Origin of the sequence: Blastococcus sp. VKM Ac-2987 (assembly GCF_026967805.1) — a bacterium.
Taxonomy (GTDB): domain Bacteria; phylum Actinomycetota; class Actinomycetes; order Mycobacteriales; family Geodermatophilaceae; genus Blastococcus.
This window is the reverse complement of record NZ_JAPVBG010000002.1, coordinates 827,217-846,588: the sequence shown is the minus strand read 5'-3', so window position 1 is coordinate 846,588 and position 19,372 is coordinate 827,217. Positions and strand designations below refer to the sequence as shown.

Genomic DNA, 19,372 nt, shown 5'->3' with positions numbered 1-19,372 from the left:
CGGCTCCGCTCACCCGCCGCCGAGGACGAGCAGCGTGCCGGCGAACACGATGCCGGTGATCAGGCAGGTGATCGCGGTGAACCCGAAGATGTCCCGGACCCCGAGGCCGGCGACGGCGAGCAGCGGCAGCGCCCAGAACGGCTGGATCATGTTCGTCCACTGGTCGCCGTAGGCGATCGCCATCGTGATGACGGCGGGATCGACGCCGAGGGAGTCCGCGGCGTCCAGGAAGATCGGCGCCTGGACGGCGAACTGGCCGCCGCCGCTGGGCACGAACAGGTTGAGCAGGCCCGCGGAGAGGAAGGCGAACAGGCCCAGGGTCCCGGGGTTGGCGATGTCGGAGAACCACCCGCTCAGCTGCGCCGCCAGCCCGGACGCGGTCATCATCCCGATGATCCCGGCGTAGAGCGGGTACTGGAGCAGCACCTCCCCGACCGTCCGCACCGCCCCGCCGACGAGCTCGGCCAGCTCGGCCGGGCTGCGGACGAGCAGCAGGATCGCGGCGAGGAAGGACCAGTTGACGATGTCCAGGGTGAGGTTGAAGCCCTCCTGGGCGAAGTAGACGCCGAGGTAGACCAGCAGGGCGACGCCGGGGACGAGGGTGACCAGCCGCGAGGCCTCCATGCGCTCGGCGGGGGTGCCCGGGGTCCTGAGCGTGACCTCGGGCTCCTCCGTCCCCATCCGCTCGGGCAGCTCGACGATCCGGTCCGTGCCCTTGGGCGCCAGCAGCACCACCGTGCCGACGATCGCGGCGACGGCGACGACGATCGCGATGAGGTTCCACGGCGAGTAGACGGTCTCGCTGATCGGGATGGTGCGGCCGATCGCCTCCTCGACGAAGCTGCCGGGGGTCGCCGCGGCCAGCGGGCCGGTGGCGCTGTAGCCCATGTGCCAGACGGCGAAGCCGGAGTAGGCGCTGGCTACCAGCAGGGGGTAGTGCAGCCGGGTGCCGCGCCGGCGGGCGGCCCGGCCGACCTCGAGGGCGATGACGCCCCCGACGACCAACCCGAGCCCGAAGCTGATCAGCGAGGCGACGGCCGACACCAGGGCGACGAAGGCGTAGGCCGCCCGGGGGCTCTTGGGGACGTCGGCGATGCGGGTCAGGCCGGCCTTCACCGGTCGGGTGAGCGCCAGGGTGTAGCCGAGCAGGAGCACGAGGGCCACCTGCGTCATGAAGGCCAGCAGCCCGGACAGGCCGTCGCCCCAGGCCCGGGTCAGCTCGGCGGGCCCGATGTCACCGAAGATCAGCGCGAGGACCGCGACGACGACGGTCAGGACGACCGCGAAGACGAACGCCCCGGGCAGGTACCGCTCGACGCCGGCCACCAGCGGGCGCGACAGGGTGCGCAGCATGCCGCCCTTCCTCTCCTCCGGGCCTGCTCGGGCAGACCTGCCGTGGTCTCGGCCACATGCTTATCGGAGGTGCGCGGAACCAGCCATTCGTCCGCGGTCAGAGCAGCCGGTTGGTCGCCGCCCAGCGGGTGAGCTCGTTGCGGTTGGACAGCTGCAGCTTGCGCAGCACGTTGGACGCGTGGGACTCGACCGTCTTCACCGAGATGAACAGCCGGGAGCCGATCTCCCGGTAGGTGTAGCCGCGGGCGAGCAGCTGCATCACCTCGCGCTCGCGCGCGCTGAGCAGGTCCAGCCCCGGGTCGGTTGCCTCCTCCTCCTCCGGCTCCGGGGCCGCCGCCCCGCCGGCGGAGAACGCGTCCAGCACGAACCCGGCCAGCCGGGGGCTGAAGACGACGTCGCCGTCGGCCACCCGGCGCACCGCGTCGAGCAGGTCCGCCCCGGAGATGGTCTTGGTGACGTAGCCGCGCGCGCCGGCCCTGATCACGGCGATGACGTCCTCGGCGGCGTCGGACACCGACAGCGCCAGCCACTTCACGTCGGGCAGCTCGGTGCGCAGCGTCTCCAGCACCGTCCGGCCGCCGCCGCCGGGCATGTGCACGTCCAGCAGGACGACGTCCGGACGGGTGGCCCGGATGCCCTCGACGGCGGACGGCACGTCGGCGCCCTCCCCGACGAACGTCACGTCGCTGCCCAGCTCGGCGCGCACGCCGGCGCGCACCATCGCGTGGTCGTCGACCACGAAGACGCGGGGGGCGGTCATGTCGCTCCTCTCGGGAGCACCAGCTCCACCTCGGTTCCCTCACCGTGCGCGGACCGGACGACGGCCGTGCCGCCCAACCGCGCCAGCCGGCCGCTGACGGAGTCGCGCAGGCCGCGGCGGTCGTCGGAGACCTCGGACGGGTCGAACCCCTTGCCCCGGTCGCGGACGTAGACCGACACCCGCTCGGGCGCGACCTCGGTGTACAGGTCGGCCGCCGCGGCGCCCGAGTGCTTCGCCGCGTTGACCAGCGCCTCCCGGGTGGCCGCACCGAGGTCGGCGAGGTCCTCGTCCACCGGGGCGTCACCGACCACGACCGGCTCCACCAGGAAGGCGTGGTCGGCCTCCACGTCGGCCACCATCTGCGCCACCAGGCCGGCCCAGGTGCCGCCCTCGCGGACCACCTTCGGGTCGTACAGCCAGGCGCGCAGCTCCCGCTCCTGGCTGCGGGCCAGCCGGCTGACCGCCTGCGCGTCCTCGGCGTGCCGCTGGATGAGGGCGAGGGTCTGCAGCACGGAGTCGTGCAGGTGCGCGGCGACGGCGGCGCGCTCCTCCGAACGGACGCGCGCCGAGCGCTCGTCGGCACGGGAGGCCAGGAGCCGGCGCCAGATGGGTGCGGTCGCCAGCACCACGCCGGTGAGGATGACCAGGGTCGCGGCGAAGCCGTTGCGCGCGTTGGCCAGCTGGCCGGTCGTGGCCAGCAGCAGGATGAGGCCCCCCGCGGCCAGCGCGGCGCCCCCGGCCAGGGCCCAGCGGACGCCGGGGAGGCTCAGCGTGCGGTCGGTGTCGAGCTGGCGCCAGATGACGGCCAGGCCGACGGCGACCACGAGCAGCGGGAGCGCCAGGCTGTCGCTGCTGAGGCTCGCCAGCTGGCCGAAGACCGTGGCGGCGGCTATCCCGAGGAGGACCAGGGTGATCAGCTGGCGGCGGCCGGTGGGGCGCTCCAGCCGCACCGCCCCCGGCGTCGGGTCCTCGCCCGGGGCGGCCACGGACATGGTCAGCCACAGCAGCGCGTACAGGACGACGCCGATGCCGAAGCTGGCCAGGACGACGAAGGCGACCCGGACGATCAGCGGGTCCTGGCGCAGGTGCGCGGCCGTTCCCGCGGCGACGCCGGCCACCAGCCGCCCCGATCGCGGGCGCACCAGCGGCGGCCGCGCGGCCGTCGTGCCGGGTGGCGCCCCGGTCGCAGTGGTGGTCACGTACTCGATCGTCGCACCGCGGGCCGTGCCACGGCACCGGTGATCACCCTGGAAGAGCAGGGCCGGCCGATCCAGGGTCGGATGGGGGCGTTCCCTGATGGAATCCGGGCCGGCCGGTGGGCAGGCTCTGGGCCATGACCTCCGCGCCGCCCCCCGCCCCGCCGCCTCCCCTGCCGCCCATGGAGCCGCCGTCCTGGCCGCCGCCACCGCCGGAGGGGCTGCAGCCGGTCCGCCCCCCGCTGCGCCGCAGCCGCACCGACAAGATCCTCGGTGGTGTCAACGGCGGCCTGGCCGAGTACACCGGCATCGACGCCCTGCTCTGGCGGGTGGGCTTCGTCGCCCTCACCCTCGCCGCCGGGACCGGCGTCATCGTGTACCTGCTGCTGTGGGTGCTCATGCCGTCCGGTCCGCCCGCCGCCGCCGGCGCACCGGGCACGGCCGTGGCGCCCCAGCCGGCGGCACCCCGGTCGCCGGTCCCCCGCATCACCGTCGCCGCCCTGCTGATCACCTTGGGGCTCCTGGCGATGATCAACCACTTCGCCGACTGGGACATCGGCGGCCAGGGCGTCCTCGGCAGCGCGCTGCTGGTCGTCGGGATCGGCCTGGTGGTCTCCGCCTTCACCGGTGGCCGGAGCGCGCGGGGTGGCCTCATCGCCCTGGGCGTCGTCCTCTCGCTGGCCCTGCTCGCCGTGTCGACGGTGGACGTGCCCCGCTCCGGCGGCGTGGGTGAGCGCACCTACCTGCCGGCCACCGCGGCGGACGTCCGCTCGCAGTACGAGATCGGCGCCGGCGAGATGACCGTCGACCTGAGCGGCGTGGACCTCTCGGACGTGGACGAGCCGATCCGCACCACCATCGAGCACGGCGTCGGGGACCTGAACGTCGTCGTGCCGCGGTCGGCCGACGTCGTCGTCCGGCTGGACCAGGGCATCGGCGAGGCCCGGGTGTTCGGCGAGGACGGCGCCGACGACGGCCGGCTCGTCCCGGGCACCGGCTCGGCGGCGTGGACGGACGACGACCAGGCCGAGTTCGTCCTCACGATCGAGATGGGCGCAGGAGACGTGGAGGTGTCCCGTGGCTGACTACAGCGAGTTCCCCACCACGCCGACCGCCTGGCAGGAGCAGCAGCTGAGGGACTGGCAGACCGTGGTGCCGCTCTCCACCGAGGACACCCCCGCGCCGCCCCGGCGGACGGTCGACCGGACGGCCCTGGCCTTCGGGGTGGCCTTCATCGGCCTGGCGGTCGTGCTGATGGCCGGCCTGAGCCTCCCCCTGGGCATGCTCGAGGACGGCGGGATCGTCTGGTTCCTGCTCCTCTTCGGCGGGGTGGCGATGCTGATCTCGGAGCTGAAGAAGGCCCGGCGCCGGGGGCGCTGAGCAGGGGGGCGGACGTCACGAGGGCCCGGGAGCTGTCGCTCCCGGGCCCTCGCGGCGTGCAGGGGTCAGCCCGTCGCGTAGATCAACCCGACCGTGGACAGGTAGATGAGCGGGATGACGAAGCCCTCGAAGCCGATGCCCTTGCGGTCGCGCACGACCAGCCCGCCGGCGAGCACGGCCGTCATCAGCATGGTGCCGCCGAGCAGGACGAGGCTCGGGTCGCCGGCCTCGCGGTAGACCGGGCCCTCCAGGTAGAAGACGTCGGCCATGCCGATCATCAGGGTGTCGAAGGTGTTGCCACCGATGATGTTGCCGACGCCGAGGGTCGGGATGCCCATCCGCACGGCGGTCACGAGCACGACGAGCTCGGGCAGCGACGTGATCGCCGTGGTGAAGGTGAACCCGACCAGGGTGCTCGGCAGCCCGGTCGTCGCGATGACGCCGAGGCCGGCCTGACCGATGACCCAGCCGGCCACCCCGACGACGAGGCCGAGGGCGGCCAGCTGCAGCCAGAGCGAGCTCATGCGGGCGTGGCTGGCCTCCGGCCCGTCGCCCTCCTTCTCGGTCGCCGACGTGAGCACGGGTTCCCACATCGGTGACTTCTGCAGGCGGCGGAGCAGGAACAGGCCGTACCCGTACACGACCGGGATCAGCAGCGTGATCGGGTGGATCCACCCGAGCCGGAGGTCGGGCGTGGCGTAGGCGATGACCGGGACGGCCAGCAGCGCGACCAGGATCAGGGCCTGCAGGAGGTTCTCCAGCGAGGCGGCCGCGTGCTCCAGGTTGGCCCGGCGGTAGACCAGGTCGGCGATGGCCAGCCACACCGTCTGGACGGCCACACCGCCGACCGGGTTGGCCAGCCCGAATCCCGGATCACCCTCGAGGGAGCCGGTCACGGTGGTCACGATGCCGGGCAGTGACGTCACCGCACCCAGGAGCAGGGCACCCCCGAGGGCGTCGCCCAGGCCCGTGCGCTCGGCCAGCGAGTCGGCCACGCGGGTCAGCCGCACCCCGGCCAGGACGATGACCACGCCCATCCCGACCAGGGCGAGCACGCTCGGCACGAACGGCCACGCCGAGGTGGTCACCGTTCCCCCCCGCTCACCCTCGACGCCGTCCGGTCTCACACCCCAGCACGCGGCGGGCCGGACGGCGACCCGGACCACCCGTTCGGGGGTCGGCCCGGGGCGCTGACGTGCGGGCAGCCCGGGGCGTCAGGCGGACACGCGCGCGCAGAAGCCGAGTGCCCGCGTCCACAGCAGCTCGGTGGCCGCCGCGTCGTACTCGGCCGGCAGGCTCGGATCGGTGAACAGGTGGCCGGCACCCGGGTAGTCGTGGACCTCGATCTCGGCCCCGGCGGCGCGGGCGTCGGCGATCACGGAGTCGAGCCACTGCTGCTTCCGGAACGGATCGCCCTCGGTGTGGTGCAGCTGGGCGGGCAGCCCCGGCGGCCAGCGGTCCGCGCCGAGCAGGTGGACCGGCAGCGCGCCGGAGAAGAGCAGCAGCCCGGCGCACCGTCGCTGCGTGGCCACGAACTCCGCCATCCCGGCACCGTTGGAGAAGCCGGCGGCGACGAAGCCGTCGGGCAGGTCCCCGACCGCCTCCACCGCCCGGGACATCAGCGCGGGGAAGCCGACGTCCGCCACGTACGCACCGGCCACCCCGTAGTCGTCGAAGGTCCGCCCGTCGTACTGGTCGACGACGAGCACCTCGTGCCCGGCTGCGCGCAGCCGGGCGGCGGCATCGGTGATCCCCGGCCGCACGCCGAGGACGGAGTGGAAGAGCGCGATGGACGTCATGGGACCACCCTGCAGCGCACCTGGTGACACCGTCCTGTCACCGTTTCTGCCACGATCCCCGGCATGAACCGGACGGACCGGATGCACGCCGTCTCCGAGGAGCTGCGCCGCGCCGGGGCGCGCGGGCGGACGGCGCAGCGGCTGGCCGACTGGCTGGAGGTCTCACCCCGGACGATCAAGCGGGACGTGGCCGCGCTCCAGCAGGCCGGGGTCCCGATCTGGGCGACCGCCGGCCCCGGTGGCGGCTACGTGCTGGACGCCGCGGCGACGCTGCCGCCGGTCAACCTGACGCCCGCGCAGGCGGTGGCGCTCGCCGTCGCACTGGCCGGAGCACCCGGGGCGCCGTTCGCCGCGGACGGCCGGGCCGCGCTGGAGAAGCTCCTCGACGTCATGGGCCCCGGCGGCCGGGAGACCGCCCAGGCCCTCGGCGGCCGGGTCTGGGTGCGCGGCGGGGTCCGGGGGCGGCCCGCGCCCGCGTCCGTCGTCGAGGAGGCGCTCCTGCAACGGCGCGTGGTCGCCATCCGCTACCGGGACGAGGCCGGAGAGGTGTCCCGCCAGCGCGTGGAGCCGCACCTGCTCGCCCGCACGGGCGACCGGTGGTACCTGGTCGGCTGGTGCCGGCTGCGCGATGCCCCGCGGTGGTTCCGCTGGGACCGCATCGAGGCCGCCGATCTCACCACCGAGACGGCGCCCGCGCGCGATCCCGGGGCGTTCGGCACGCCGCCGCCCGACGCGCACGCGGTGCGCGTCCCGGCCTGCCCCTAGCCCCCGCGCCTCGGCGTGGGGCGGCCGTTCAGCGGCGTCCCGCTACTCCCACTCGATGGTGCCCGGCGGCTTGCTCGTGACGTCGAGGGTCACCCGGTTGATCTCCTCGACCTCGTTGGTGATCCGGGTCGATATCCGGGCCAGCACGTCGTAGGGCAGCCGGGTCCAGTCGGCGGTCATGGCGTCCTCGCTGGACACCGGGCGCAGCACGACCGGGTGCCCGTAGGTGCGCCCGTCGCCCTGCACGCCGACCGAGCGGACGTCGGCGAGCAGCACGACCGGGCACTGCCAGATCTCGTCGTCCAGCTTCGCCGCCGTCAGCTCCTCGCGGGCGATGGCGTCGGCCTTGCGCAGCACGTCGAGCCGCTCGCGGGTGACCTCGCCGACGATGCGGATGCCCAGCCCCGGGCCGGGGAACGGCTGGCGCTGCACCAGCCGGTCGGGCAGGCCCAGCTGCCGGCCGACCTCGCGCACCTCGTCCTTGAACAGCGTGCGCAGCGGCTCGACCAGGCCGAAGGTGAGGTCCTCGGGCAGCCCGCCGACGTTGTGGTGGCTCTTGATGTTCGCCGTCCCGCTGCCACCGCCGGACTCGACGACGTCGGGGTACAGCGTGCCCTGCACGAGGAAGTCGACGGTCTCGCCGTGCGCCTGGGCGTCGGCGACGACATCGGTGGCCGCCTGCTCGAAGACCCGGATGAACTCGCGGCCGATGATCTTCCGCTTCTCCTCCGGGTCGCTGACCCCGGCCAGCGCGGCGAGGAACTGCCCGCTCGCGTCCACGACCCGCAGGTCCGCGCCGGTGGTCGCTGCGAAGTCGCGCTCGATCTGCTCGGTCTCCCCCGCGCGCATCAGCCCGTGGTCGACGTAGACGCAGGTGAGCTTGTCGCCGATCGCCCGCTGGACGAGCGCCGCCGCCACCGCGGAGTCGACCCCGCCGGACAGCGCGCACAGCGCCCGCCGGTCCCCGATCCGCTCGCGGATGGCGGCCACCTGCTCGTCGACGACGTTGCTCATCGTCCAGGTCGGCTCCAGGCCGGCGATGTCGAACAGGAAGTGCTCGAGCACCGTCTGCCCGTGCGCGGTGTGCCGCACCTCGGGGTGGAACTGCACGCCGGCCAGCCGCCGGTCGACGTCCTCGAAGGCGGCGACCGGGGCACCGGTGGAGGTGGCGGTGACGGTGAACCCGGGAGGCGCGGCGGAGACGGCGTCACCGTGGCTCATCCAGACGTTCTGCTCGACCGGCAGGTCGGCGAAGAGCCGGGCTCCGGTCGTGACGGTCAGCGGGGTGCCCCCGTACTCGCGGTCGCCGGTGCGGGACACCGTGCCGCCGAGCGAGGCGGCCATCGCCTGGAAGCCGTAGCAGATGCCGAAGGCGGGCACGCCCGACTCGAACAGCGTGGGGTCGACCTGCGGGGCCTCGGGCGCGTAGACGCTGGAAGGTCCGCCGGAGAGCACGATCGCGGCCGGCTTGCGGGCGACGATCTCCTCGGCCGGCACCTCGGACGACACGATCTCCGAGTAGACCCCGGCCTCGCGGATCCGGCGGGCGATCAGCTGGGCGTACTGGGCGCCGAAGTCGACCACCAGGACGGTCGGGAAGTCCATCAACGGGGCCTGTCGCCGATCGCCCCACCGATGACCAGGTCGACGCGCTGGAACTCCTTGAGGTCCGAGTAGCCGGTCTTGGCCATGGTGCGGGCCAGCGCCCCGAACAGGTTGGTGCGGCCGTCGGCCGTCTCCGCCGCCCCCAGCAGCACGTCCTCGATGGAGCCGGCCGGCTCCACCGGGGCGGAGGTGGCCCCGCGCGGCAGGCGCGGGTGCGCGGCCACCGAGTCCCACCAGACACCGCCGGCCGGCGCCTCGGCGGCGATCCGGAGCGGCTCGCCCAGCTGGACGGCGTCGGCACCGCAGGCCAGCGCCCGGGCGATCGCGCCGCTGGTCTCGATCCGGCCGTTGGCGATGACGTGCACGTACCGGCCGCCGGTCTCGTCCAGGTAGTCGCGGCGGGCCGCGGCGGCGTCGGCGATCGCGCTGGCCAGCGGCACCCGGATGCCCATGACCGCGTCCGTCGTGGAGTACGTGTCGGCACCCACGCCGACGATGACGCCGGCCGCGCCGGTGCGCATCAGGTGCAGGGCGGTGGTGTAGTTCGCCGCGCCGCCCACGATCACCGGGACGTCGAGGTCGGCGATGAACTCCTTGAGGTTGAGCGCATCGCCCTGGCTGGTCACGTGCTCGGCGGAGACGATCGTGCCCTGGATGACCAGCAGGTCGACCCCGGCCGAGAGCGCCGCCGGCGCCAGCTGCTCGGTGTGCTGCGGGGAGACCCGGATGGCCGTGGTCACCCCGGCGTCGCTCATCTCCTTGATGCGGGCCGCGATCAGGTCGGCCTTCACCGGCTCGGCGTAGACCTCCTGCAGCAGCGCCACCGGCGGCGCCCCGGCCGCGGCCGCCTCGGCGATCCGGCGGTACACGTCGCCCGGGTCGTCGTACCGGGCCCACAGGCCTTCGCCATTGAGCACCCCGAGGCCACCGGCGCGCCCGACGGCGATCGCCGTCGCCGGGCTCACGACCGCGTCGCTCGGGCTGGTCACCAGCGGGATGTCGAACCGGAAGGCGTCGATCTGCCAGGCGGTCGAGACGTCGTCGACGTCCCGGGTGCGCCGGGACGGGACGATCGAGACCTCGTCCAGGTCGTAGCCCCGGCGGGCGAAGCGGTTGAGGCCGATCTCGACGGTGTCGCGCACGCTCATGCTCAGCGCCCCCGGTAGTTCGGTGCCTCGACGGTCATCTGGATGTCATGGGGGTGCGACTCGACCAGCCCCGCGGAGGTGATGCGGGTCAGCTGACCGCGCTCCTTGAGGTCGGCGATGGTGGCCGCTCCCGCGTAGCCCATGGAGGCCTGCAGCCCGCCCACGAGCTGGTGGGCGACGCCGGACAGCGCGCCGCGGTAGGGCACCTGGCCCTCGATGCCCTCGGGCACGAGCTTGTCGTCGGAGAGGACGTCGTCGGCGAAGTACCGGTCGCGGCTGAACGACTGGTTGCCGCGCTTCTGCATGGCGCCGAGCGACCCCATGCCGCGATAGGTCTTGTACTGCTTGCCGTTCATGAAGACCAGCTCGCCGGGGGCCTCCTCGACGCCGGCGAAGAGCCCGCCGATCATCACCGTGTCGGCGCCGGCGACCAGCGCCTTGGCGATGTCGCCGGAGTACTGCAATCCGCCGTCGGCGATGACCGGGACACCGGCCGGACCGGCGGCCAGCCACGCCTCGTAGATGGCGCTGACCTGCGGGACGCCGACGCCGGCGACCACGCGGGTGGTGCAGATGGACCCGGGGCCGACGCCGACCTTCACCGCGTCGACGCCTGCCTCGACGAGCGCCTGCGCACCGGCGCGGGTGGCGACGTTGCCGCCGACGACCTCCACACCCGCGTCGCCGCCGAACTCCTTCTTCACGCGGGCGACCATCTCCAGCACCGCGCGCTGGTGGCCGTGCGCGGTGTCGACGACGAGCACGTCCACGCCGGCGTCGACGAGCAGCCCGGCCCGCTTGTAGGCGTCCTCGCCCACGCCGAGCGCCGCGCCGACGACCAGCCGGCCGTCGGCGTCCTTGGTGGAGAGCGGGAACTGGTCGCGCTTGACGAAGTCCTTGACGGTGATCAGCCCGCGCAGCCGGCCGGCGTCGTCGACCAGCGGCAGCTTCTCGATCTTGTGCTTGGAGAGCAGACCCAGCGCCGTGTCGGCGTCCACGCCGACGGGGGCGGTGATCAGCGGCATCGGCGTCATGACGTCGCGCACGAGCCGGTTCTGGTCGGTCTCGAACCGCATGTCCCGGTTGGTCACGATGCCCAGCAGGACGCCCTCGGCGTCGACCACGGGAGCGCCGGAGATCCGGTAGCGGGCCGACAGCGCGTCGACCTCGGCGAGGGTGCTGTCCGGCGAGCAGGTGACGGGATTGGTGACCATGCCGGCCTCGGACCGCTTCACCAGGTCGGCCTGGCCGGCCTGCTCCTCGGCGGAGAGGTTGCGGTGCAGGACGCCCATGCCGCCGACCCGGGCCATGGCGATGGCCATGCGGGCCTCGGTGACGGTGTCCATCGCGCTGGAGAGCAGCGGCACGGCCAGCGTGATCCGGCGGGTCACCCGGCTGCTCGTGTCCACCTCGGCCGGGACGACGTCGGACGCCCCGGGGATGAGCAGGACGTCGTCGTAGGTGAGCCCGAGCCGGGCGAACTTCGCCGGCAGCTCGGGCACGGAGTCGGGCTGCATGGGCGCGGCCACCCTTCGGGGCAGATCGGGGTCGGACACCGGCCGCCGCACCTCGCGGGCGCGCGGGACCTGAGGTGATCGTAGGCGGCGGCAGAGGACAGGCGGTGCTCCGCCTGTTCGGCGGCTACCGTGTGACCGTGTCTCCGTTCGACGATGCCTCCGGACCGGACTTCGGCCCGGCCGACGGTTCCGGCCCTCCGCCCCTCACGATGGAGGAGCGCGCCGGGGTCCTCGACGACCTCGCCGAGCTCGAGGTGTTCCGCACGCTGCTCGAGCCCACCGGCATCAAGGGCATCGTCGTGGACTGCCCCGACTGCGAGGAGGAGCACCACGTCGACTGGGCGCTGATGCAGGCCAACCTGCGCCAGTTGCTCGACGAGGGGCAGACCGGCCGGCACGAGCCGCCGTTCGACCCCGACCCCGACGACTACGTCAGCTGGGACTACGCCAGCGGCTACGCCGACGGCGTCGCGGCCCTCGCCGAGCGCGACGAGCCCAGCGGCCGCCGCACCGGCCGCCACGCCCGCGACGACTAGGACACCGCGATCCTCCGGATCGCACCGCGGCCAAGTGCCGTGCCCCTGCTGAGTCGAGCGCCCGGATACGCCCGAGGGCGGCCATCCCGGCTGGGATGGCCGCCCTCAGGCGCATGTCGGCGTCGTCCGGAGGACGACGGAGTCACTGCATGATGCCCCGGCGGAACCCCGTCGCGACGGCCTCGGCGCGGTCCTTGGCACCCAGCTTGCGGAACAGCCGCCTCGCGTGGGTCTTGATGGTGTCCTCGGAGAGGTAGAGCTCGCGGCCGATCTGGGCGTTGCTCTTCCCCTGGCTCATGCCGGTGAGCACCTGCATCTCCCGCATCGACAGGCTCGCCTGCGGCGGGACCTCCCGGACGGTCGAGCGCACCGTCGTCGGGGCCGAGCCGTTCAGCGGGGCGGCACCGCTCCAGGCCGGCACCGGCTGGGGCACCTGCTGCTGCGGGATGCGGCCGCCGTCGGCGCGCAGCCCGACGCGGGAGAGGCCGAGGCCCATCTCGATCGCGGTCGCGTCCCAGCGGAGGTAGCCGCGGGCGCCGAAGGCGACGGCGGCCCGGACGCTCTCGGCGTCGTCAGGAGCACCGAGCACCAGCACCGGCAGGCCCGGGTGCGCCCGGAGCGCCTGCGTGGCGGCCGACAGGCCGGTGTCGACGGCGCGCTGCGTGCCGACCACCAGGACGTCGGGCGTGCGGGTCGCGAGGCGGGACATCAGCGACTGCCCGTCCCCGACCACCTCGACCCGGCCGACGAAGGGCAGGGCGACCAGCCGCGAGGCGACGTCGTCCCGCACGCGCCGTCGCTCGTCGTACACCCACACGGTCGCGCCGTGCACGGGTGCACGCATCCTGTCCTCGATCACGCCTGCTCCTCAGTCCTCCCGGCCGCACGGCGGACGGGTCCCCCACCGGCCGGGAGGCGCCCGGCCGGGTGTCGCTCGGGTGGTGGACCCCGCGGGGTCCGCCACCTCTGCGCAGGTCACGGGGCCGTCCGGGGTGATCCCCCGCCCGGACGTCGACGCGACCTGGAGCCACCATGAGCGACTCCCGACCGGGGGAACAGACGCCCTCACCCCCCGGGGTGAGCACGGCCGATGGGTGGTGACGCAGTGCACACCCGCAAAAAGTTGCGAATCGGCCGTGTTTGACGGTGGGACGCCGAGGGCACCCGGCCCCTTGCAGCCGGACAGCCCCCTCCGGCTCGATAGAGTCCTGGAGGAGACATGGCCGACATCCGCAGACTCCCGACGCCCGTCGCCGAGGTCTGGGACTGGCAGCTCCACGGTGCATGCCGTGGCGAGAACACGTCCCTCTTCTTCCACCCCGACGGTGAGCGCGGGCCGGCTCGGGCGCGACGGCAGAGCGCGGCCAAGGCCGTCTGCGGTCGGTGCCCGGTCGTCGAGGCTTGCCTCAAGCACGCCCTGGCCGTGCGCGAGCCGTACGGCGTGTGGGGCGGGATGAGCGAGGAGGAGCGGACCCGGCTGATCGCGGCCGAACCCGCTGCAGTCGCCGCCGGGGTGTAGTCCCACCCCACGAACGCCGAGAGGGCCCGGTCCAGGATTCCTGGACCGGGCCCTCTCGCGTGCGGTGCATAGGTGCGGAGGCGCCTCCTGGCTCACCGCACAGGGTCCTGGCTCACCGTCGACCGTGAGCCAGGACCCCTGGTGATCAGGTCACCTGATCACCAGGGGTCGGGCGTCAGTGGCTGTGGCCGTGCCCGCCGTGCGAGTGGCCGTGCGTGTGGTGCCCGCCGCCGGCGTGGTCGTGCTCCTCCTCGGGAGCCTCGACGACGGCGGAGTCCGTGGTGAGCACCATCGCGGCGATCGAGACGGCGTTGCCCAGGGCGGCCTTGGTGACCTTGACCGGGTCGATGACGCCCTGGGCGGCCAGGTCACCGTACTCGCCGGTGGCGGCGTTGAAGCCCTGCCCCTGGCCGGCCTCGCGCACCTTGCTGACGACGACGCGGCCCTCGAAGCCGGCGTTCTCGGCGATCTGCACCGCGGGGGCGTCCAGCGCGGTGCGGACGGCGCGGGCGCCGGTCAGCTCGTCACCCTCGAGCGACAGCGCGTCGATCGCGGCGGCGGCGTGCACCAGCGCGGAACCACCGCCGGGGATGACGCCCTCCTCCACCGCGGCCCGGGTGGCGGCGATGGCGTCCTCGATGCGGTGCTTGCGCTCCTTGAGCTCCACCTCGGTGGCCGCGCCGACCCGGATGATGCCGATGCCGCCGGCCAGCTTGGCCAGCCGCTCCTGCAGCTTCTCGCGGTCCCAGTCGGAGTCGGTCGCCTCGATCTCCCTGCGGATCTGCGCGACGCGGTCGCCGATGCCCTCGGAGGTGCCGCCGCCGTCGACGATCGTGGTGGCGTCCTTGGTGACGGTGACCCGGCGGGCGGTGCCGAGCACCTCCAGGCCGACCTGGTCGAGCTTGAGGCCGACGTCCTCGGTGACCACCTGACCGCCGGTGACGACGGCGAGGTCGGTCATGAACGCCGTGCGCCGGTCACCGAAGTACGGCGACTTCACCGCGACGACCTTGATGGTCTTGCGGATGGAGTTGACGACGAGGGTGGACAGCGCCTCGCCCTCGACGTCCTCGGCGACGATCAGCAGCGGGCGGCCGCCGGTCGAGAGCACCTTCTCCAGCAGCGGCAGCAGGTCGGCCAGCGCGCCGACCTTGCCGCTGACCAGCAGGACGAGGGCGTCGTCGAGGACGGCCTCCATCGCCTCCTGGTCGGTGACGAAGTAGGGCGAGAGGTAGCCCTTGTCGAACTGCACGCCCTCGGTGACGTCGAGCTCGGTGTTGAGCGTGTTGCTCTCCTCGACGGTGATGACGCCGTCCTTGCCGACGCGCTCCATCGCCTCGCCGATCAGCTCGCCGACCTCGGCGTCCTGGGCGGAGATGGTGGCGACGCCGGCGATGTCCGCGCGCTTCTCCACCGGGATGGCGGCGGCGTCGAGGGCGGCGTGCACGGCGTCGAGGGCAGCGCGCATGCCGCGGCCCAGCGACATCGGGTTGGCACCGGCGGCGACGTTGCGCATGCCCTCGTGGACCAGCGCCTGGGCGAGCACGGTGGCGGTGGTGGTGCCGTCACCGGCGACGTCGTTGGTCTTGGTGGCGACGTTCTTCGCCAGCTGCGCGCCGAGGTTCTCGTACGGGTCCTCGAGGTCGATCTCCCGGGCGATGGTGACGCCGTCGTTGGTGATCGTCGGGGCGCCGAACTTCTTGTCGATGACGACGTTGCGGCCGCGCGGGCCGATCGTCACCCGCACCGCGTCGGCGAGCTTGTCGACGCCGCGCTCGAGGGCGCGGCGGGCGTCCTCGTTGAACTTGATGATCTTGGGCATGTGGACCTCTCGATCAGGAAAGCAGTGGGTGGGCCGGGCGGGTGAGGCCCGACGGCGACCGCCCCGGGACCCGGTGTTCGGGTCGCCGGGGCGGTCGGGTGAGCGCGAGCGCGCTCAGTGCTGGGGAGAGGTCACTTCTCCACGACGGCGAGCAGGTCGCGCGCCGAGAGCACGAGGTACTCCTGGCCCGAGTACTTGACCTCGGTGCCGCCGTACTTCGAGTAGATGACCACGTCGCCGACGTTCACGTCGAGCGGCACGCGGTTGCCGTTGTCGTCGATGCGGCCGGGGCCGACGGCGACGACGGTGCCCTCCTGGGGCTTCTCCTTGGCGGTGTCCGGGATGACCAGACCGGAGGCGGTGGTGGTCTCGGCCTCGTTGGCCTGGACCACGACGCGGTCCTCCAGCGGCTTGATGCTGACCTTGGTAGCGGTCGTCACGTCGGTGACGCCCCCTTCGGTGTAGGACGGCAGGGATGTTCGATGCTGTGGCACGGAGTCCGGGCACCCGCCGTCGCGGGGGTCGGGCGCCAGCCCGTGTCGTTGGCACTCTACCCAGGAGAGTGCCAGCCGCTCAACCCGGTCCCCGGGTGGGTGATGTCCGCGCGGACCGGCCGGTACGCCACGCTGTCCGGGTGGACCGGGTACCCGAGGACGAAGCCGCCGAGACGGTGCGCCAGCTGCGTGCCCTGGCGACGCCGGAGGGCGCGTCGGCCCTGGCCCGGGCGGGGTTCCTGCTCGACGCCGGGACCGATCCGGTCGCCGCGCTGACCCGGCTGCGCACCGAGGTGGGTACGGACCTCGCCGGACCGGCGTGGGGCATCGCGCGCCAGCGGCAGAAGGCCCGGTCGACGTTCGGGGCCGACGCCGAGCGGCTGCTGTTCACCGCCGACACGCTCGAGCAGGCCGGCCGTCCGCAGCTGGCCGCCCGGCGCGCGGCACGGCTGCTGGCCGGGGGTGCGGACTCCGTCGCCGACCTCGGCTGCGCGGCGGGCACCGACACGATCGCGCTGGCCCGCGCCGGCGCGCGCGTGCTGGCCGTCGACCTGGACCCGGTCGCCCGCGAGCTGACCGCGCTCAACGCCGCCGCGCTCGGGGTGGACGACGACGTCTGGGTGGTGGCAGGCGACGCGGTGGAGCTGGTCGAGGCGGCCCGGGGCGGCGAGGTGGCCGGCTGCGGCGCCGCCGTCCTCGACCCCGCCCGGCGGGCCGGCGGACGGCGGCAGCTCGACCCCGACCGGTGGTCGCCGCCCTGGTCGACCGTCGCGATGCTGCTGGCGAAGATGCCGACGTCGGTGGTGAAGGTGGCGCCCGGGCTGGACCACGACCGCGTGCCGGCCGGCATCGAGGCGGAGTGGGTGTCGGTCGGCGGCTCGATCGTCGAGGCGCTCCTCTGGGGGCCGGCGGTCTCGACGGCCTGGCGGCGAGCCGCCCTCGTCCGCGACGGCGTCGTGCACGAGCTGACCGCTGACGCAGACCCCGGCCCCGCCCCGGCCGGACCCGTCCGCGGCTGGCTGCACGAGCCCGACCCGGCGGTCATCCGGTCGGGTCTGGTCTCCCTGGTGGCCGCCGACCTCGGCGCGACCCTGGTCGACCCGACGATCGCCTACCTGACCTCCGTCGGCCCGGCGGGCTCCCCGTGGGTCAGCTCCTACCGGGTCGACGAGGTGCTGCCGTTCAACCTCAAGAAGCTGAAGGCGCTGCTGCGCGAGCGCGGGGTCGGCCGGGTCGTGGTGAAGAAGCGCGGCTCGGCGATCGAGCCGGAGACGCTCGCCCGCCGGCTGCGCACCGACGCCGCCGGGACGGCGACCGTCGTCGTCACCCGCGTCGCCGGCGCCCCGACCGCACTGGTGTGCGACGTCAGCGGCTGACGACGTCGATCGGCAGGGAGCTGTCGGCCCCGAGGTCGGGGGCCGACGGCGCCACGCCGGCGGCGACCAGGCGCGACCCGAGCGCGGCCACCATCGCGCCGTTGTCGGTGCACAGCTTCGGGCTGGGCACCCGCAGCACGATGCCGGCCGCGGCGCACCGCTCCTCGGCCAGCGCCCGCAGCCGCGAGTTGGCCGCCACTCCCCCGCCGAGCACCAGGTGGTCGACGCCGTGGTCCCGGCAGGCGCGCACCGCCTTGGCGGTGAGCACGTCGGCGACCGCCTCCTGGAAGGACGCGGCGACGTCGGCCAGCGGCACCGGCTCCCCGGCGCGCTGCCGGGCCTCCACCCACCGGGCGACGGCGGTCTTCAGCCCCGAGAACGAGAAGTCGTAGGCCGGGTCGCGGGAGCCGGTGAGGCCCCGCGGGAATGCGATCGCCGACGGGTCGCCGTCGCGGGCGGCCCGGTCGATCGGCGGGCCGCCGGGGAACGGCAGGCCGAGCACCCGGGCGACCTTGTCGAACGCCTCGCCCGCGGCGTCGTCGATCGTGCGGCCCAGCGACTGCACCTCCTGCGCGAGGTCCGGTACGAGCAGCAGCGAGCTGTGGCCGCCGGAGACGAGCATCGCGATCGAGGGCTCGGCCAGCGGCCCGTGCTGCAGCTCGTCGACGGCGACGTGCGCGGCCAGGTGGTTGACCCCGTAGAGCGGCTTGCCCAGGGCCAGCGCGTAGGCCTTCGCGGCGGCGACGCCGACCAGCAGCGCGCCGGTGAGCCCGGGCCCGCTCGTGACCGCCACCGCGTCGACGTCGGAGGCAGCGATGCCGGCGTCGGCGAGGGCGCGGTGCACGGTGGGCACCATCGCCTCCAGGTGCGCCCGGGAGGCGATCTCCGGGACGACGCCGCCGAAGCGCTCGTGCTCCTCCATCGAGGTGGCCAGCGCGTCGGCGAGCAGCGTGCGCCCGCGCACGATGCCCACACCGGTCTCGTCGCACGAGGTCTCGAACCCCAGCACGATCGGTTCCTGCGTCACAGCTTCTCCCGCTTCATGACAACGGCGTCTGTCCCGCTGGGCTGGTAGTACTTCGGGCGCCGGCCGATCTCGGTGAACCCGCGCCGCCGGTAGAGCCCCTGGGCGACCTCGTTGTCGGCGCGCACCTCCAGCAGCACCACGGGGCTGCGTCGCCGGTCGGCCTCGGCCAGCAGGGCATCCAGCAGCAGGGCGCCGAGACCCTCGCCCTGCCGGGCGCCGGTGACGCCGATCGTGGCGACGTGCGCCTCGTCGTCGTAGGCGATCAGCCCGGCATAGCCCACGACGGCGCCGTCGTGGTCGGCCACGAGGTAGTGGCGGGTGTCGGTCTGCGCCAGCTCGTCGCGGTACATCGCCGCCGTCCAGGTGTCGGGGGCGAAGAGCTCCTCCTCGAGCGCCATCACCGCCGGCAGGTCGGCCAGCCGCATCGGCCGGAGCCGGGTCACTGCGTCACCGCCTTGATCGACGTCGGCGGCACCGCGTCCGGACGGCGCAGGTACAGCGGCACCAGTGGCCCGGCCGACGACGGGTCGGCCAGCTGCGGGCCGGCGGCGCGCAGCAGCCCCTCGGTGGTCACGTCGGCCGCGAGCACCTCGGCCCCCAGCCGCGCGGCGAACGCCGGGTCGCCGGCGAACGGCCCGGGCCGGTCGAGCTCCTCGGGCCGCACGACGGCCGGCCCCTCGGTGCGCGCCCCGCTCGCGTCGTAGGCGGCCCAGTAGACCTCCTTGCGCCGGGCGTCGGTGACCACCGTGCGGGCGCCGGAGCCGACGGCGTCCAGCGAGCAGACCCCCACCACCGGCAGCCCCCGGGCGTCGGCGAGCGCGGCGGCGGTCACGACGCCGACGCGCAGCCCGGTGAACGGCCCGGGACCGAGGCCGGTGACCACCGCCCCGACCTGGTCGAGCCCGAGACCGGCGTCGGCGAGCACCCCCTGGATCGCGGGCGTGAGCAGCTCGGCGTGCTTCGTCCCCGAAGGCACGGCGCGCTCGGCGAGCACGGTGGCGCCGCCGTCGGCCGACCAGCGGGCCAGCCCGGCGACGAGCGTCGGGGTGGCGGTGTCGAGCGCGAGGACCAGCAC

20 protein-coding genes are annotated in these 19,372 nt (G+C 74.1%); 6 read left to right on the top strand and 14 right to left on the bottom strand.

The window, feature by feature from the left end; all coding sequences use genetic code 11:
• Positions 1–9 precede the first annotated feature (9 nt).
• The 3 genes from O2W17_RS13045 to O2W17_RS13035 form a co-directional block, all read right to left on the bottom strand.
• Positions 10–1,353 carry a short-chain fatty acid transporter gene (locus tag O2W17_RS13045; protein WP_269192845.1) on the bottom strand — a complete coding sequence of 448 codons (1,344 nt, stop codon included), beginning with the start codon at positions 1,351–1,353 and terminating at the stop codon, positions 10–12.
• Between the two features lie 97 nt (positions 1,354–1,450).
• A complete protein-coding gene (locus O2W17_RS13040) occupies positions 1,451–2,113 on the bottom strand; it encodes a response regulator (RefSeq protein WP_269192844.1) in 663 nt (220 codons plus the stop codon).
• Entirely contained in the window at positions 2,110–3,312 is a 1,203-nt protein-coding gene (locus O2W17_RS13035) for an ATP-binding protein (RefSeq protein WP_269192843.1), read from the bottom strand. The genes O2W17_RS13040 and O2W17_RS13035 overlap by 4 nt, the downstream gene beginning before the upstream one ends.
• 179 nt (positions 3,313–3,491) lie before the next feature.
• Between O2W17_RS13035 and O2W17_RS13030 the strand changes: the two genes are divergently transcribed.
• Complete coding sequence (locus O2W17_RS13030; protein WP_269192842.1) at positions 3,492–4,394, top strand: PspC domain-containing protein; 903 nt, start codon at positions 3,492–3,494, stop codon at positions 4,392–4,394.
• On the top strand, positions 4,387–4,689 hold the full coding sequence (locus O2W17_RS13025) for a hypothetical protein (RefSeq protein ID WP_269192841.1): 303 nt from the start codon (positions 4,387–4,389) through the stop codon (positions 4,687–4,689). Before O2W17_RS13030 ends, O2W17_RS13025 begins: the two co-directional genes overlap by 8 nt.
• Positions 4,690–4,754: 65 nt before the next feature.
• Here the strand turns inward: O2W17_RS13025 and O2W17_RS13020 are convergent, their stop codons facing one another.
• Together O2W17_RS13020 and O2W17_RS13015 are read right to left on the bottom strand one after the other, a co-directional pair.
• A complete protein-coding gene (locus tag O2W17_RS13020) occupies positions 4,755–5,777 on the bottom strand; it encodes a sodium:calcium antiporter (protein ID WP_269192840.1) in 1,023 nt (340 codons plus the stop codon).
• Positions 5,778–5,903: 126 nt separating this feature from the next.
• Positions 5,904–6,488: a dienelactone hydrolase family protein gene (locus O2W17_RS13015; protein WP_269192839.1), complete on the bottom strand. Its 585-nt coding sequence runs from the start codon at positions 6,486–6,488 to the stop codon at positions 5,904–5,906.
• 63 nt (positions 6,489–6,551) lie between these two features.
• Here O2W17_RS13015 and O2W17_RS13010 point away from each other — a divergent pair, with 63 nt between their 5' ends.
• Positions 6,552–7,253: a helix-turn-helix transcriptional regulator gene (locus O2W17_RS13010; protein ID WP_269192838.1), complete on the top strand. Its 702-nt coding sequence runs from the start codon at positions 6,552–6,554 to the stop codon at positions 7,251–7,253.
• A 42-nt stretch (positions 7,254–7,295) separates the two neighbouring features.
• Here the strand turns inward: O2W17_RS13010 and guaA are convergent, their stop codons facing one another.
• From guaA to guaB, 3 genes are read right to left on the bottom strand one after another with little or no spacing between them, the layout of a single operon-like run.
• Positions 7,296–8,858, bottom strand: a complete 1,563-nt coding sequence (guaA, locus tag O2W17_RS13005; protein WP_269192837.1) for a glutamine-hydrolyzing GMP synthase — start codon at positions 8,856–8,858, stop codon at positions 7,296–7,298.
• A complete protein-coding gene (locus tag O2W17_RS13000; protein ID WP_269192836.1) occupies positions 8,858–10,006 on the bottom strand; it encodes a GuaB3 family IMP dehydrogenase-related protein in 1,149 nt (382 codons plus the stop codon). Before O2W17_RS13000 ends, guaA begins: the two co-directional genes overlap by 1 nt.
• A 2-nt stretch (positions 10,007–10,008) precedes the next feature.
• Positions 10,009–11,562, bottom strand: coding sequence for an IMP dehydrogenase (gene guaB, locus O2W17_RS12995; RefSeq protein ID WP_442864574.1), 1,554 nt, complete (start codon positions 11,560–11,562; stop codon positions 10,009–10,011).
• 98 nt (positions 11,563–11,660) lie between these two features.
• Here guaB and O2W17_RS12990 point away from each other — a divergent pair, with 98 nt between their 5' ends.
• Complete coding sequence (locus O2W17_RS12990; protein WP_269192835.1) at positions 11,661–12,059, top strand: DUF5319 family protein; 399 nt, start codon at positions 11,661–11,663, stop codon at positions 12,057–12,059.
• A gap of 142 nt (positions 12,060–12,201) precedes the next feature.
• Here the strand turns inward: O2W17_RS12990 and O2W17_RS12985 are convergent, their stop codons facing one another.
• The gene (locus O2W17_RS12985) at positions 12,202–12,918 is read right to left on the bottom strand and encodes a response regulator transcription factor (RefSeq protein WP_269192834.1); all 717 of its coding nucleotides are present in this window, start codon (positions 12,916–12,918) and stop codon (positions 12,202–12,204) included.
• A 360-nt stretch (positions 12,919–13,278) separates the two neighbouring features.
• On the opposite strand from O2W17_RS12985, the gene O2W17_RS12980 reads away from it, so the two are divergent.
• A complete protein-coding gene (locus tag O2W17_RS12980) occupies positions 13,279–13,578 on the top strand; it encodes a WhiB family transcriptional regulator (protein WP_269192833.1) in 300 nt (99 codons plus the stop codon).
• Between the two features lie 175 nt (positions 13,579–13,753).
• On the opposite strand, the gene groL is transcribed toward O2W17_RS12980, so the two are convergent.
• The gene (gene groL, locus O2W17_RS12975; protein ID WP_269192832.1) at positions 13,754–15,400 is read right to left on the bottom strand and encodes a chaperonin GroEL; all 1,647 of its coding nucleotides are present in this window, start codon (positions 15,398–15,400) and stop codon (positions 13,754–13,756) included.
• Positions 15,401–15,531: 131 nt separating this feature from the next.
• Positions 15,532–15,840, bottom strand: coding sequence for a co-chaperone GroES (groES, locus tag O2W17_RS12970; RefSeq protein WP_269192831.1), 309 nt, complete (start codon positions 15,838–15,840; stop codon positions 15,532–15,534).
• A 194-nt stretch (positions 15,841–16,034) separates the two neighbouring features.
• Here groES and O2W17_RS12965 point away from each other — a divergent pair, with 194 nt between their 5' ends.
• On the top strand, positions 16,035–17,270 hold the full coding sequence (locus tag O2W17_RS12965; RefSeq protein ID WP_269192830.1) for a class I SAM-dependent methyltransferase: 1,236 nt from the start codon (positions 16,035–16,037) through the stop codon (positions 17,268–17,270).
• Here the strand turns inward: O2W17_RS12965 and tsaD are convergent.
• Genes tsaD through tsaB form a run of 3 tightly spaced genes read right to left on the bottom strand, consistent with a single transcriptional unit; the run spans position 17,260 to position 19,372 of the window.
• On the bottom strand, positions 17,260–18,297 hold the full coding sequence (tsaD, locus tag O2W17_RS12960) for a tRNA (adenosine(37)-N6)-threonylcarbamoyltransferase complex transferase subunit TsaD (protein WP_269192829.1): 1,038 nt from the start codon (positions 18,295–18,297) through the stop codon (positions 17,260–17,262). The genes O2W17_RS12965 and tsaD overlap by 11 nt on opposite strands.
• Entirely contained in the window at positions 18,294–18,740 is a 447-nt protein-coding gene (rimI, locus tag O2W17_RS12955) for a ribosomal protein S18-alanine N-acetyltransferase (RefSeq protein ID WP_269192828.1), read from the bottom strand. Before rimI ends, tsaD begins: the two co-directional genes overlap by 4 nt.
• On the bottom strand, positions 18,737–19,372 hold the full coding sequence (gene tsaB / locus O2W17_RS12950; RefSeq protein ID WP_269192827.1) for a tRNA (adenosine(37)-N6)-threonylcarbamoyltransferase complex dimerization subunit type 1 TsaB: 636 nt from the start codon (positions 19,370–19,372) through the stop codon (positions 18,737–18,739). The genes rimI and tsaB overlap by 4 nt, the downstream gene beginning before the upstream one ends.

What these genes read in the sequence shown, in the direction of transcription:
- O2W17_RS13045 (WP_269192845.1), bottom strand. Translation starts at nt 1,353, where the DNA reads ATGCTGCGCACCCTGTCGCGCCCGCTGGTGGCCGGCGTCGAGCGGTAC.
- O2W17_RS13030 (WP_269192842.1), top strand. Translation starts at nt 3,492, where the DNA reads ATGGAGCCGCCGTCCTGGCCGCCGCCACCGCCGGAGGGGCTGCAGCCG.
- guaA (WP_269192837.1), bottom strand. Translation starts at nt 8,858, where the DNA reads ATGGACTTCCCGACCGTCCTGGTGGTCGACTTCGGCGCCCAGTACGCC.
- O2W17_RS13015 (WP_269192839.1), bottom strand. Translation starts at nt 6,488, where the DNA reads ATGACGTCCATCGCGCTCTTCCACTCCGTCCTCGGCGTGCGGCCGGGG.
- O2W17_RS13040 (WP_269192844.1), bottom strand. Translation starts at nt 2,113, where the DNA reads ATGACCGCCCCCCGCGTCTTCGTGGTCGACGACCACGCGATGGTGCGC.
- groL (WP_269192832.1), bottom strand. Translation starts at nt 15,400, where the DNA reads ATGCCCAAGATCATCAAGTTCAACGAGGACGCCCGCCGCGCCCTCGAG.
- O2W17_RS12980 (WP_269192833.1), top strand. Translation starts at nt 13,279, where the DNA reads ATGGCCGACATCCGCAGACTCCCGACGCCCGTCGCCGAGGTCTGGGAC.
- O2W17_RS13010 (WP_269192838.1), top strand. Translation starts at nt 6,552, where the DNA reads ATGAACCGGACGGACCGGATGCACGCCGTCTCCGAGGAGCTGCGCCGC.
- O2W17_RS13000 (WP_269192836.1), bottom strand. Translation starts at nt 10,006, where the DNA reads ATGAGCGTGCGCGACACCGTCGAGATCGGCCTCAACCGCTTCGCCCGC.